At 68.1% G+C, this 12,857-nt stretch carries 16 protein-coding genes and 1 pseudogene; 5 read left to right on the plus strand and 12 right to left on the minus strand.

What is annotated here, in order from left to right; all coding sequences use genetic code 11:
- Nucleotides 1–40 precede the first annotated feature (40 nt).
- Together OG453_RS23615 and OG453_RS23620 are read left to right on the plus strand one after the other, a co-directional pair.
- Nucleotides 41–2,041 carry a hypothetical protein gene (locus OG453_RS23615; RefSeq protein WP_266870446.1) on the plus strand — a complete coding sequence of 667 codons (2,001 nt, stop codon included), beginning with the start codon at nt 41–43 and terminating at the stop codon, nt 2,039–2,041.
- Nucleotides 2,038–2,454 (plus strand): hypothetical protein, encoded by a 417-nt coding sequence (locus OG453_RS23620; RefSeq protein ID WP_266870447.1) that lies wholly within the window; start codon nt 2,038–2,040, stop codon nt 2,452–2,454. Before OG453_RS23615 ends, OG453_RS23620 begins: the two co-directional genes overlap by 4 nt.
- A gap of 23 nt (nt 2,455–2,477) precedes the next feature.
- Here the strand turns inward: OG453_RS23620 and OG453_RS23625 are convergent, their stop codons facing one another.
- The 7 genes from OG453_RS23625 to OG453_RS23655 all read right to left on the minus strand — a co-directional run bounded on the left by OG453_RS23625 (nt 2,478) and on the right by OG453_RS23655 (nt 6,422).
- Nucleotides 2,478–3,029: a hypothetical protein gene (locus tag OG453_RS23625; protein WP_266870448.1), complete on the minus strand. Its 552-nt coding sequence runs from the start codon at nt 3,027–3,029 to the stop codon at nt 2,478–2,480.
- 158 nt (nt 3,030–3,187) lie between these two features.
- Nucleotides 3,188–3,472, minus strand: a complete 285-nt coding sequence (locus OG453_RS23630; RefSeq protein ID WP_266870449.1) for a hypothetical protein — start codon at nt 3,470–3,472, stop codon at nt 3,188–3,190.
- 67 nt (nt 3,473–3,539) lie between these two features.
- On the minus strand, nt 3,540–4,436 hold the full coding sequence (locus tag OG453_RS23635; protein ID WP_266870450.1) for a hypothetical protein: 897 nt from the start codon (nt 4,434–4,436) through the stop codon (nt 3,540–3,542).
- Nucleotides 4,437–4,459: 23 nt separating this feature from the next.
- The gene (locus tag OG453_RS23640; RefSeq protein WP_266870451.1) at nt 4,460–5,212 is read right to left on the minus strand and encodes a class I SAM-dependent methyltransferase; all 753 of its coding nucleotides are present in this window, start codon (nt 5,210–5,212) and stop codon (nt 4,460–4,462) included.
- 75 nt (nt 5,213–5,287) lie between these two features.
- On the minus strand, nt 5,288–5,716 hold the full coding sequence (locus OG453_RS23645; RefSeq protein WP_266870452.1) for a hypothetical protein: 429 nt from the start codon (nt 5,714–5,716) through the stop codon (nt 5,288–5,290).
- Nucleotides 5,717–5,883: 167 nt separating this feature from the next.
- Nucleotides 5,884–6,213: a DUF6415 family natural product biosynthesis protein gene (locus OG453_RS23650; protein ID WP_266870453.1), complete on the minus strand. Its 330-nt coding sequence runs from the start codon at nt 6,211–6,213 to the stop codon at nt 5,884–5,886.
- Nucleotides 6,210–6,422 (minus strand): hypothetical protein, encoded by a 213-nt coding sequence (locus OG453_RS23655; RefSeq protein ID WP_266870454.1) that lies wholly within the window; start codon nt 6,420–6,422, stop codon nt 6,210–6,212. Before OG453_RS23655 ends, OG453_RS23650 begins: the two co-directional genes overlap by 4 nt.
- A 125-nt stretch (nt 6,423–6,547) precedes the next feature.
- Between OG453_RS23655 and OG453_RS23660 the strand changes: the two genes are divergently transcribed.
- Both OG453_RS23660 and OG453_RS23665 read left to right on the plus strand, forming a co-directional pair.
- Nucleotides 6,548–7,897 carry a tetratricopeptide repeat protein gene (locus tag OG453_RS23660; protein WP_266870455.1) on the plus strand — a complete coding sequence of 450 codons (1,350 nt, stop codon included), beginning with the start codon at nt 6,548–6,550 and terminating at the stop codon, nt 7,895–7,897.
- Nucleotides 7,898–7,964: 67 nt separating this feature from the next.
- Complete coding sequence (locus OG453_RS23665; protein ID WP_266870456.1) at nt 7,965–8,198, plus strand: hypothetical protein; 234 nt, start codon at nt 7,965–7,967, stop codon at nt 8,196–8,198.
- Between the two features lie 302 nt (nt 8,199–8,500).
- Here OG453_RS23665 and OG453_RS23670 read toward each other — a convergent pair whose 3' ends face one another.
- The 4 genes and pseudogenes from OG453_RS23670 to OG453_RS23685 form a co-directional block, all read right to left on the minus strand.
- Nucleotides 8,501–9,052 (minus strand): hypothetical protein, encoded by a 552-nt coding sequence (locus OG453_RS23670; protein WP_266870457.1) that lies wholly within the window; start codon nt 9,050–9,052, stop codon nt 8,501–8,503.
- Nucleotides 9,053–9,214: 162 nt separating this feature from the next.
- Nucleotides 9,215–9,979 carry a hypothetical protein gene (locus tag OG453_RS23675; RefSeq protein WP_266870458.1) on the minus strand — a complete coding sequence of 255 codons (765 nt, stop codon included), beginning with the start codon at nt 9,977–9,979 and terminating at the stop codon, nt 9,215–9,217.
- Nucleotides 9,980–10,044: 65 nt separating this feature from the next.
- Nucleotides 10,045–10,476 (minus strand): hypothetical protein, encoded by a 432-nt coding sequence (locus tag OG453_RS23680; protein ID WP_266870459.1) that lies wholly within the window; start codon nt 10,474–10,476, stop codon nt 10,045–10,047.
- Nucleotides 10,477–10,703: 227 nt separating this feature from the next.
- Nucleotides 10,704–10,943: pseudogene (locus OG453_RS23685) on the minus strand (GTP-binding protein); the annotation flags it as partial.
- A gap of 458 nt (nt 10,944–11,401) precedes the next feature.
- On the opposite strand from OG453_RS23685, the gene OG453_RS23690 reads away from it, so the two are divergent.
- Complete coding sequence (locus OG453_RS23690; RefSeq protein WP_266870460.1) at nt 11,402–12,496, plus strand: S1 family peptidase; 1,095 nt, start codon at nt 11,402–11,404, stop codon at nt 12,494–12,496.
- Between the two features lie 22 nt (nt 12,497–12,518).
- Here OG453_RS23690 and OG453_RS23695 read toward each other — a convergent pair whose 3' ends face one another.
- A complete protein-coding gene (locus tag OG453_RS23695) occupies nt 12,519–12,776 on the minus strand; it encodes a hypothetical protein (RefSeq protein ID WP_266870461.1) in 258 nt (85 codons plus the stop codon).
- Between the last annotated feature and the right edge of the window lie 81 nt (nt 12,777–12,857).

Genomic DNA, 12,857 nt, shown 5'->3' on the forward strand with positions numbered 1-12,857 from the left:
CATCCCCGTGCCGCGCTTCGGAGACCCCACCACGTGGCGGATGACCGCCACACGCAAGGCCGCCAACATCTCGGCCTCCGCGTGGTCCATCCCTTTGAATCGTCTGGACGGCATCTGGAACCTGCGGGCCCGCGAAATCGCGATGGCCATGCTCAACCCGCAGCACCCAGCCCTCCTGGACCGCGGTGTTCACCTCGGCAGACGAGCCGCAGCCGTCTCCACCCTGGGCCAGCAGACCCACCGCCTGTGCCAACTCGCCGCATGGGCGGCCGAGCACCGTATGCCGGATGATCTCTCGTTGTGGCAGCCGGACGATGCCCGTGCCTTCGTCGACGACATGCGCACTGGCCGGGGCGGCAGCAGCATCATGAGCTACGTCGGGCTGGTGCGCCGGCTACACCAGCTCTCCCGCGCCCTGACTGGCGGCGGCCTCTCGGCTGATCCGTGGCCAGGACAAACAGCCCGCGAGGTGGCTGACAACCCCAAAGACCCCGAACTACGGACGAAGAACATCGCACCGCCCGTGTGGTTCGCGATCATCCGCGCCGCCTGGGCGTACGTGCACGACTTTGCCCCGGACATCCTGCGCGCCCGCGATCAATACCGCACCCTCATGGAGAACAGCTCCCGCAGCACCACCGGGGCACGTGAGCGGTTGAATACCTACCTTGCCGACCAGGACAACCTCATCCCCCTCCACCCCACCAGCCACGGCGGCGGAAGGACACCAGCGGGACGTGTGGCTGAAGGCACGGTCAACTGGAGCCTTCTCAGACTGCTGAGCGGTACCTCTCCAAAGGCAGCGGCCCTCTACCTGAACGCCAAGCGCGACCCGGACAACAGAGCACGGGTCATGGCCGTTGCTGCTTCCACCCCGGAAAGGTGCGTGCTGGGCGGTCTCGGGGGTCGGCTCCGACAGATTGAACGCCAGGATGAATCGACGGGTCCCTGGCATCGAGGACTTGCCCCACGGACCCTGGGGCGCGAGATCACCACACTGCGCGATGCCTGCTACATCTTGGTAATCGGGCTCTCGATGATGCGGGACAGCGAGGTTCGCGAGATCCACCGTAACGCGCTGGTCGAGTACTACGGAGCACCAGCCCTGGTGTCCCGCAAGCGCAAGCTTGATCCTGACGCTCCGACTGAGCGATGGTGGATCATCGAACCTGTCGCTGAGGCCATTGCGGTCGCCGAGTCTCTGTCGTGGGACGACGAATTGATCTTCGCCACCCACTGCGGTTCAGGCGCGATCCTCAGCGAGACCTGCGGGGACTCGTTCGACAGCGGGAACTCGGTCAACAATTTCATCAACCACGTCAACGAGAACTCCGGCTGGAACGGCCTGCGCATCCCGCCCGGCGGGGCGGCGCCGCACCGCTTCCGCAAGACCATGGCCATGCTCGTCGGCGAACACCCCGGAGCCGAGATCGCCCTTGGGATGCAGCTCAAGCACGTCGCGACCCGCGCCCTGTCCAACCAGGTCACCGGTGGCTACATGGCCGACGATGCCGACTGGGCCAAGCTCCTCAACACCGCTGTTGAAGACGCCCACTTCGAGCGCCTGAACGACTTCTACGCCGACTTTCAGGCAGGAAAGCCGGTCGGCTTCGGCCCCGGTGCAGAGAAGATCACCGCCGAGTTCACTGCCATCCAGGAGACCGCCGAACGCCTGCGGTCCACCGCCCAACCCCGGCATGGAGACGCCCGCGTGGAGTTCGACCTGCTGCGGAAGTCGAAGATGTCCATCCGGTTCGGAACCCTCAACCACTGCGCGTTCGACCCCCGAAACCCCGCCGGCGCGGTGTGCCTGGAGAACGCAGCCCCCGGCACCATGACCGAGCCGCAGCCGGACCGGTGCCGCCCCGACCGGTGTGCCAACAGCGTCATCGCCCCCGTCCACCTGCCGATCTGGAGCGCAGAGCGGGAGAGCCTGAACAAGCAGCTCCAGTCACCGAAGCTCGCCCCCTGCCACCGCGACGCGCTGAAACAGCAACTCGCCGAAGTCGAAGCGACCATCGAGAAGGGCCAGCAGTCGTGAGCGAAGCATCCCCCGCCGCAGTCCAGGCACTCAGGGACGCCATGACCCGGCTCATGGAAGGCCGTCCGAAGGCCACCGACGGCAAGATGACCAAGGAGAACCTGTACCGGGAAGCCGGGGTTAGCCGGGCCACCATGAACCGCGCCACCGTGGTCATGGCCGAATGGGACGCCTACCTCGACCAGCACGGCCGCCGCACCGTCGGAGAGTCCCGGCGAGATGCCGAGATCACCGAACTACAGCGGAAACTCAAGGCCAAGACCCAGGAATGCACCCAGCTCCAACAGAAGCTGGAGGCCGCCGCCACGGTCATCGGCGCACTACACCACGACAACGAGGCGATGCGCGAGCACATCGCCTCACGCGGCGGCACGGTGGTGTCGCTCGATTCCCGGCGAGGCGCCACCGACTGACGCCATGTCCGTTCCCCGGTCGGTCACCAGGGAGCTTTGTGACCGTTGCCACCACGCCGGGGCCGACTGGGGTTCTTCAGGCGCCCTTCCTTCTCCAGGCGGCGCCGGGTGCGCGGGACGCGACCCAGGGGGAGATGGCGGTGCTGCTGGTAGAGGCTCTGTTCCATCAGGTCCCGTATCCACCACGTGTCGTCTGCGTCGCGGAAGAGGAGGGCTCCGGGACTATCCCAGGTGGGCCTCTGCCCGGTCAGGTGTTCGTGGTCGCTGACTCCGGGCTGGAGGACGTTGTAGAGGCGGTGGGCCTGGCCCATGGTGCCGGTGTCGCTGTCGAAGCTGATCGCGTAGAGGTTGTAAATGGGACGCTTGCTCCCGTTGCTGACGTGGACGGTCCATCCCGGTCCGACTTTGTGTCCGCAGCAACCTCCGGGGCCGTCGTAGCAGGACACGGCGTCGGCCTCGGAGCGGCGTTCCTTGTTCTGGGCACGCCGCAGGGTGATGGCGCCGACCCACAGCGCTCCGGTCGTGCCGGTGGCGCTGAACCAGGTGGGGACGGTGCCCCAGTCGGGGAAAGGCATAGCGGGAATCCTGGCCCAGCCAGCGAGCGCCGACCTGGGATTTGAGGAGGCTATGAGGTACTGGCTCCGATCCACGCCGGCGAGCCCGGAGGGGTCGCCATCCTCGACGCCGAACAGCTCACCGCCCACGCCGGGCACGAATCGGCGGCACCCTGCGGTCAACCTTCTGGCTGGTTGCCGCTCTCTCCGCCAGGCTGAGCGCCACTTTGGGCCTTGATCCGGGCCCGGTCAGTCAGGCCCTTCTGCCCGATGTACGCACGGGCAGTTTCGGCCGCCTCGTGGGCGATGTAGGCGATGGTCGTCGATGCGGCGACTTCCGGGCTCGACCCTGCGGCCGTGGTGAGGATGTCCTGCCAGCCGGAGGCGGTGATGGACCGCGGGGCCTCGGCCTCGGTGGACGCCGGGTTGTCGGGGACCGGCCGGATACGTGCTGGTTCTGTCATGTGCTCATGGTGGCGTGGCCGCGCACCATCCCGGCCGCATCAGGGCCCGTGTCCTGGGCAACGGCACTTAGGCCAGTTCCTCGAAGGCGCGCTGGAGGTCGCGGGCGGTGGGGCGGTGCCCCGGATCGTGTTGCAGGCCGCTGGTGATGATCTCCTCGAAGGAGGCGTACGGCCACGGCCGCACATCCTGCCAGGGTTTGACCTGCCCGAGGCTGAGTTCCTTGCGCAGTTCCGGCGTGGTCTGCGTGGTGGTCTTCGAGCTGATCGGGTACGTGCCGGTCCAGCACGCGAAGATCACCGCGCACAGCGACCAGACCTCGGAGGCGCATGTCAGCATCAGGTCATCGGCCGGGGTGGTGGTGAGGCGGTCGTGCGCCAACTCGGGGGACATGAACCAGTCGTACGCACCCCGGTAGACCACGGGGCCGGTGCCAGGAGTGCGGCGGGGTGCGTGGGCCATCGCGAAGTCGAGCAGGTGGGCCCTGGAGCCATCGAGGATGAAGTGGGCGTCCTGGAGGTCGCCATGACGCCAGCCGCCGGCGTGGAGGTCAGCCACGGCCCGGCACATCGCCGCGGCGTAGGAAGCGGCTAGGGCCGCATCTGGGCTGTGGCGGAGCTTCGCGAACGCCGCGTCGGCGTCGTCGCCGCCCACCCACTTCAAGGCCAGCCAGGACCCGACTCCCTCGGGGAGCGTGCCATGGGCCTCGTACAGGCCCGTCAGGACGTGATCCGCTTCGAGCCCGAGCAGCAGTTCCGCCTCCACGAGCGCCAGGCGCTCGGAGTCCACGTGTCCCTGCGGGTCCGTGCACGGGACGGTGATCTTCAGGGCGTACGGGCCGTGGCGGGTGTCGACCCGCCACAGGCAGGTTCCGCGCCGGTCGGCGACGAGCACGGCGGGGGCGTCCTCCCCCCACACGGAAGCGATCAGGCGGTGTGCTGTGGTGGTGTGGGAGGAGTCGGCCACTGTGGTTCCGTCCGGCTTGTGCGCTAGCGGGCATCCGAAGGGTCGAGAGTGTAGACGCTCAGATGCCGGGTGCTGGACGGGTTGAAGGAACCTCCCTCCCAGTCGCCGTGACGGGTCAGGAGGCGCATTCCGGTGAGCCGGGCCATGAGGTCGAGTTCCGCGGGCCACGCGTAGCGGGTCACCATCGGCAGCAGCCGTATTCCGTTCTCATCCGCGCGGACCTCCTGAGACCGCACGACCTGTGTCACCGGATCGTGGAGCATGGCCGACCAGTGCGCATGGGTGTCGCTTAGTTCGCGCACGCTTACGGCCTGCCGGGTCTCGGGGTGCCAGTCCGGGACGCGGGCCTCCACGATGAATACACCGCCCTTCTGAAGGTGGTCGGCGGCGGCCTTGAAGCAGGCGACCTGTTCTTCCTGCGAGGTGAGGCAGAACAGGGTTGAGGCCACAACGAAGACCAGCGCGAAGCGCTGGTCGAGTTCGATGCGGGTCATGTCTCCGATCACTGCGCGGGCCCAGAGGCCGTCGGCTTTGGCCTTGGCGTTGAAGGCGTCCACCATCTTCGGGGAGGCGTCCAGGCCGGTCACCGGGGTCCCGGTGCGGGCCAGTTCGAGCGCCACCAGACCCGTGCCGCAGCCGAGTTCAAGCGCGGGCCCCTTGGGTGCCAGCTCGCGCAGCCGGACCGCGTCCCGCTGCGGCTGACGGCCGGTGGACAGCCCGTCATAGTGTGGCGCCCACCGGTCCCAGCGGGCCGCTTGCTGGTCGATCTCTTCCACTTCCTGACTCCCTTGCTCGTGCGGGCAGAAAAGGGGGAGGGCCCGGCGGTGCCGGGCCCTCCCCAACGTGCGGCGTCAGGCGGCCAGTTGCACCTCACGCCAGTGGGTCACTTCGATCGCGTCCAGGGCGACGCCCAGCTTGCTGAACATGTGCCGGTGCATCGAGTTCTGGAAGGCGGTCGCCTTCTCGGTGAAGTACGGCTCGTCGTACCAGGCGACACCGAACAGCACCCGTCCGCCGTCGGGGACGGCCGGGTCCATCTCGATGTATGTGCTGGTCCAGTCGTAGAACTTCTCCGCGTCCGGCCGGAGTTTGAGCTGTTCGTCCGAGGACCGCAGGGCCTCGATGGTGCGCTCGATGCTGGCCGTGTCCGGGCAGGTGAGCGCGCACTGGGACCGGGCGACGAGCTGCTTGTCACCGCGGCGGTCCGGGTCGTCGTTCTCGCCGGTGAGCACCCTGTAGCGGACGAGGGTGTCGCCGGTCTCGAAGGGCAGATCAGTCATACCGTGCTCTCCTTTCGGTCGGCGGTTCGGCCGCCGCCGACGGCGGCCGAACCGCCTTCGTCCATGCCAGCGGCATAGACGAAGTCAGGGATGTTCCGCGATGTACAGCAGGCCGCCGACGACAGCGATGCAAGTCAGGACGTACGCGGTCACGGCTAATCGCTGTCTCACTGACGCTGCCCTTGTGCGGCGGCGGCGTAGCGGGCGAGATGGTGGGCGCCTTTGGCGAGGAGCCGCAGGTTCGCCGCCGGGTCTTGGGGGGTGTCGGAGGCGACCGCGCGGGCGTGCCGGACGGTGTCGATGGCGATGTCGCGTGCCCGGCCGTCGGCCAGCGAGTGGGCGTAGGCATCGGCGTCGGCGGCGAGGTCCCTGATGTGGGCACGCAGCCGCTCGCGCAAGGCGTCCGTGGCGGGACCGGTCGGTCTCGCGTCGGCCAGCTTCAAGGCGAGTTCGGCGTCGGCGATGGCGTCGCTGTGACGCGGATGGGTGGAGTTCACAGGTCGTCGCCGTCCAACCGGCGCTGGGCCTGTGTGCGGGTCGTGGTGAGGCCGTCCGGGTCGCTGGCAGGCCACTCCAGGCCGCCCGCACCCCGCAGGATCGGATGCCCCTCGCGGACATCGGTGAGGACCGCCCGTTTGCCGGGCGCATACTCGACCTCATCGCCGATCTGTGGGCGTCGCTCGGGCTTCTTGCTCGGGCCATCCATGATCGTCTCCGTCCCCTCTGCACGGCTTGCTGCTGACATCGAGTCAACCGATCAGGTGGGCGGCCGGGAATTGCCGTGCCAGGGTGGGGAGTTGAAATCCTTGAATTTCAGGGAAGGGGGCGACCATGGCCACCAACCGCACCCCCAACACTGCCCTGGCCTCGCTCATTGGCGAGGCCGGATGGACCAACGGCGAGTTAGCCCGCGCCGTCAACCGGGTGGGCACGGAGAACGGCCTGCAACTGCGCTACGACGACTCCGCCGTGTGTCACTGGCTGTCCGGCACGATGCCCCGAACCCGCGTGCGCCCGGCCGTCCTTGAGGCATTCAGCAGGCGCCTGCACCGGCCCGTCACACCACGGGAAGCGGGCTTCGCCACAGCCCCGAATGCGCCGGCTGAAGCCGTGGATATGGTGGCGTCAGTGATCGAGCTGGGGAGCGCGGACATGGACCCAACCCGAAGGGCAGTACTGGGGGCTGCCGGGGCGTTCTCGGCAGCCCTGGCCCTGAACATCCCGGAGTACGCCGAAGCCGCCGACCGCCTCGACACCGTCAAGCGTGATCCGCACACCCGGATCGGATACGGCGAGGTCGACACCGTGATGGCCATGACGGAGAAGATCAGCGACCTGGACGACCAGTTCGGCGGCCGGACCGCCCGCCCCATGGCCGCCGCGTTCCTGGTCAACACCATCGCCCCGCACCTGAAGGCCGACGCCCCCGCCGACGTACGCGCCGCGATGCTGTCAGCCGCCGCCGACCACCTGTACCTGACCGGCTACATGGCCATGGACGAGCGCCAGGACGGCCTAGCCCAGCGCTACTACCTCAAGGCCCTGGAACTGGCCCAGCACGCCCACGACCACCTCACATACTGCACCACCCTGCGCGGCATGAGCGTCATGGCCGTCGACCTCGGGCACAGCCGCCTGTCCCTGCGCCTCGCCGACTCTGCCTCAGCGGCATCCCCGCAGGCAGGCCCGCGCATGGTCGCCTTCCTGGCCGGGCAGCAGGCCCACGCCGCCGCCCAGGCCGGGGACCGCATCACGGCCCTGGCGAAGATCCGCGAGGCAGAGGTGGCCATGGAGAAGGCCGAGTCCAAGGCGAAGGCATTCGGCTCCTACGACCCCTCCTCGCTCGCCTACCACGTCGCCCAGGTCCGCTACGAACTCGGCGACAAGACCGAGTCCATCGAATCGCTGGAGGAGTCCGACCGGGTCCGGTACTCCGTCTACCGGCGCGGACGCGTACGGCACCTCGGACTACTGGCTGAGCGGAAACTCGAAGTCGGACGCCTTGAGGAAGCCTGCGGTCACTGGCACCAGATGCTCGACGAGTACCCACACGTCCAGTCCGGCCGCTGCGACGACCGGTACCGGGCCATGCTCGCCGCCGTCCGCCCATACGCCCGCAACGCGTTCGCCCGCGACCTGTACGACCGCGCCCGCACGATCAAGGCGACCGCACGAGCCTGACCAGGAAGCCACGCGTAGCGGGAGACGCCTGCCCCCCCAGCACGCCGGTCCCCGCTACGCTCCCCGCATGAACCCGCACCACTACAACGAACATCGCGCGCAGGCCCAGGAGTTCACCCAGGCCGCCGTCGCTGAGGCCACCGGCGCGGACAGCGCCATCGTCAAGGCGTTGGCCGGGCTCACCCACGCCGTCCTGCACCTGGCGGAGACCGAAGGCCGCAACGGCAAGACCACCGGCAGCGAATATCCAGAGCGAAACCTGATCCAGGAGGCGATCGACTCCGTCCTGGCATCTCGCTGAATGGGGTACCGCGAGGTCGGCGAGCATCAGCCGTTGGCCTGGCTTTAAGGAAACTGTCATGCGGGGCAAGGTGGAACGTTTTCGCAGGTCACAGGCTTGGATTCTCGCGTTGTGGAGCCCGGTACCGAGTACCCCACTCCGCCTCTCACCGTCCGTAAGTAGTGCTGGTCGTGCGACTGCTAGTCGTTACGCAGAGGTACCTTGCCCCTCCTATCGGCATCCTTAAAGGCAGTCCAATAAGCGCACGCTGTTCGCTGGCGCATCCCATTGATCGCGAATCCGCCCCGGGGAGTGGCTCCAGCTCATCCGTAGGGCCATAGCCCGAGGCGCGACGCCAGGTAGAACAGTGCCAGTGCGACGCCCCCTATGAACAGGCCGCTGCCCAGGGGGCCCAGGTCGGCCCAGTCCTTCACATAGACGACCCAGCCACGGTGACGCAATGGGACTGTTCCGCCGGTGAGGTACTGGTGCGCCGCGTCGCTGAAGACTTCCACCGCGGCGGGAAAACCGGAGGGAGCGAACCCTTCGGCACCCTGTATCTGGTGCTCTTGGCGGGCCGCTTTGTGGGCTCGGTCAGCGAGGTATCTCAGGTCACGCGAGCCTTCCAGCGCGACACGCACCCTGGCCCGGCTCAGCTCCTCCAGACAGCTCTCGGTCAGCTCGGCGTCGTAGGGGCGCTTTTCCAGGGCATCGCCGGTGCGCAGGAGGAGAGCTATGAAGCAGTGGTAGGCATCACGCTGGGAGATGTAGCGGACAGGGTCGAGCGCGGCACGGCGCGCGGCGCGGGCAGCGATGACGGCGCAGGCAAGGGAGACGGCGAGAGCGGCGCCGGCTAGAGCAGTGGCGGGGTCCATGAGGGTGATGCTGCACGGTACGGATCTCGGGGCGCCAGGAGGCTTCCGGTCAGCGGGCGGTACGCAGGCTGCCGGTCAGCTTGGACAGTTCGACACACCGGCCCGCGCCTGCGTCATGACGTGCGGGCTGGTGGCATTTCTCCTTCGAAGGCGGCGACTTTGTCACGGCGTGTCGTCAGCCGCCGGAGTCCCCGACCCTTGAGCGAAGTCCTCTTCCTGGACCTTCTCCAGGGCCTGGAAGCGCCCGCGGATCGACAGGATGACGTCTGCAAGGATGCGGAGATCTCGGGCGGAATCCTCGATCTTGTCCTTCATCCCCTCCTGAGCTGCCCACATTCCCTTGAGCGCCCGCTCCCTGGTCTTATCTGCCTTCGCCTGCTCCTGCCGCTCCTTCAAGCGAGCGCTCTCGCGCTCTTCCCCCTCCCGCAGGTGGTGCTCCTCAAGTGCCCGCAAATACTCGCTGCCCACGCGCTGGAGAGCATCGGTAAGGAAGGACGTGTAGAACTCCCTCTGGTGCTCCTCGAACGCCAACAAGCGCTCCCTCTGCTCCCGCCCCTGTGCGGCGAACACGCGAAGCCGTTCTTCGGCCTGACGCTGCCACTCTTCGCGCCGGCGCTTGTCGTCCTCCTGCGCCTGCGTTTCACGTTCCTGCCGGGCGCGTTCGCGCTCGTCGCGCTCGCGCTCCCGTTCCTCGCGCTGGGACTCCCGTTCCTCCCGCATCCGCCGGAGGTCTTCCCGATGGCGCTCCTGGGCCTCCCAGTGGCGTTCCTGGGCCTGGCGCTCGCGTTCGGCGACAGGACGCGCTCGGTCTTCCTGCCAGCGCTCCCACATGCCATCCCACCGGTTCCGCGCCTCGGGTGAGGGGGGCAGTACGACGCCTTCGGGGAAGTCATGGGAGTCGTCGTAAACCGCAAGCTCTTGTGCCATGCGGTCGATTCTTCCCGCTTTGACACTCGGGGGCCTGGATTGCTGGGCTGCGTCGGGCCCGAACGTCACATCGCTGGTCGTGACGTGCGATCGGCGAAGTGGTCGCTCCAGATGTCGTGAGCGTGCTCGATGTAGCGATGTGTGACGTACCAGGTGAGATCGCGGTGGTGGGCATCGCGCGGGCGGCGCTGGAGAAGGTCGACGGCCCTGTATGCGTCAATCACGGCGTTTTCCATCTCGTACCACTGGCTGACCTTGCCGTCGGCGGTGGCTGTCACCTTCGCCCTGCCGACGGTTTCCCACAACCAGCGCACGGCCTCGCGCGCCTCGTCGTCGGAGGGGACTTGCTCTTCGCCGGCGGTCGGAGGGCGGGTCGGCGGACGGAAGGCGGGGCTCCACGTCGCGATGCGATGACGGATCAAGACGATCGTGACCTCGGCCGGAGGAGGGAGGGGTATGTCCTCCAGCGAGTGGGTGATGAAGGAATCGCTGGTCACCGGACGGACCCTAGGCGACTCTCACGCGCTGGTGGGGAGCCTCAACGGCTGCTCTGTTTCAGGCCCCTTGGCCAACCTTGCGCCGCTCGGCAGCCAGCACTGCGAAATGAGCGGCAGGATCGTTGTAGCGTGTCTCATCGCAGGGCTCAGTCGTCACGGAGCAACGCTCAACTCTCTTCCAGGCCGCAAGGATGCGGCTGTCTCATGAGACATGCACTCTGTGGAGAACCGTCCCAGGCACAGCTGACGGCCGCCGCGAAGATGGTGATCCCGCGGTCGCGTTCCTGCGCGTCGAAGTCGGTGACGGTCGTGCCGTCGTGGACCTCGCCTCGCTTGTGGGTGGCGCCGGTGAGGAACAGGATCCGTTCGGTGACGGTGGTCTTGCCGGCGTCGACGTGGGCGAGGATGCCGAGATTGCGGACGTTCGCCGATGAACGGGTGGACGGGGCAGGCAAGTTGGTGCGCATGGCCCAAGGCCTTTCGGTGTGCTCAGGAGCAGGGCAGCGCGATTTCCGGACGGGACTCCAAAGGGACTCCAGCGGAACAGCGGAAGAGCAGAAGTGCGGAGTCAGCTGTTCGCGTCGCGGAGATTCGGTGACGGCCGCGCAGCCGTCACCGGGCGCACCAAGACACCGGGATCACGTCGTACCGCGACCGGGGAGCGCGGGCAGCAGTGCGGTCACACATGGCCCGGCCCCCTCACATGAATCGCTCGACGAAAGGCGCACCGCCTTGCCGTCGCGGCGCGCACACCGAGCCTAAGCGAACGGGCCGGCCACGGGCACGGGAATTATTCGGCCCTCCGTGTGCGCCCCCATTGAGTCCCACGCGCCTCCCATACGTACGTGGATGCATCAGCGGTCACACCGGGGCCGCCAGTCCCTCGTGCCCCCGGTGTGGCCAACACTCATGGGAGGTCAGCGACTTGAGCCATCGACGAGTCAACAAGAGGACCGGTGCGCTGATAGGGGCGGGTGCCGTCGCGATCGCCGCCGCGGCGACGCTGCTCCCGCACGCCAACGCGAGCGGCGCCAAGGACCAGCAGGACCAGGAGGCACGCGCGTACACCCAACGGTCGGCGGCCCGGGTCGGTACGTCGCTCGCGGCGGACCTCGGGGGCGGCGGCGCGGGCTGGTTCTACGACGGCGAGAAGCGCCAACTGGTCATGAACGTCACCGACGAGAGCTCCGCCGAGCGCGCGCGGGCCGAGGGCGCGGTGGCCAGGGTGGTGGAGAACAGCACCGCCGAGCTGAAGGCCGCGAAGGGGACGCTGAGCGACAAGGCATCGGTGCCGGGCACCTCGTGGTCCATCGACCCGAAGACCAACCAGGTGTCCGTGATCGCGGACCGGACCGTCACGCGCAACGGCCTGGCCCAGCTGAACGCGGCCGCCGAGAGCATGGACGGAATGGTGACCGTCAAGCGGTCGGCGGGGGAGTTCAAGCCGTTCGCGGAGGGCGGGGACGCCATCTTCGGCGGCGGCTCACGCTGCTCGCTCGGGTTCAACGTCACGCTGCAAGGGGAGCCCGCCTTCCTCACCGCGGGCCACTGCGGCAACGCATCGCAGACCTGGACCGGTGATCAGGCAGGCGCCGAACCGCTCGGCACGGTCGTCGAATCGGTCTTCCCGGAGAGCGACTTCGCCCTGGTGAAGTACGACGACCCGGCCACCGAGGCGCCCAGCTCGGTCGACCTGCAGAACGGCTCGCAGCAGGAGATCACGCAGGCCGCAGAGGCGAGCGTCGGCATGCAGGTGACCCGCAGCGGAAGCACCACGGGGACCTCCGAGGGCACGGTGACCGGCCTGGACGCCACGGTGAACTACGGCAACGGCGACATCGTCAACGGCCTGATCCAGACGGATGTGTGCGCCGAGCCGGGCGACAGCGGCGGCGCCATGTTCTCCGGCGACGCGGCCGTGGGCCTGACATCCGGCGGCAGCGGCGACTGCACATCGGGAGGCGAGACCTTCTTCCAGCCGGTGACCGACGCGCTGAGCGCCACGGGGGCCGAGCTCTGACCGGCCCGGCCCCGCACGCCGGCTACTGCGCCGGGGAGAGGGAGCCCATGTCCGGCGAGGCCAGCTCGCTCAGCTGGCCGACCTGACCGGCGACGGTCGGGATCTTGGCCCTGCGCTCCTCGGGAATCCCGCTCTTGGCGAGCCCGTCGATCGTGTCGATGGGCGAGATGGGTGAGATAGGCGAGATGGGCGAGATGGCGGCGTTCGCCGCGGGGGCGGCCAGGGCCGAGGCCCCGGCGGCGAGAGCGACGGCGGCAACGATGCGTCGTGTGGAAATCATGTTCTGCGCAACGGCTCTCCCCTGTGGTGGACACGGCCTTACGGCAGATTTCGCCAATGATGTACTGATCAGTGCCGTTAC

The organism is Streptomyces sp. NBC_01381 (assembly GCF_026340305.1).
GTDB lineage: Bacteria > Actinomycetota > Actinomycetes > Streptomycetales > Streptomycetaceae > Streptomyces.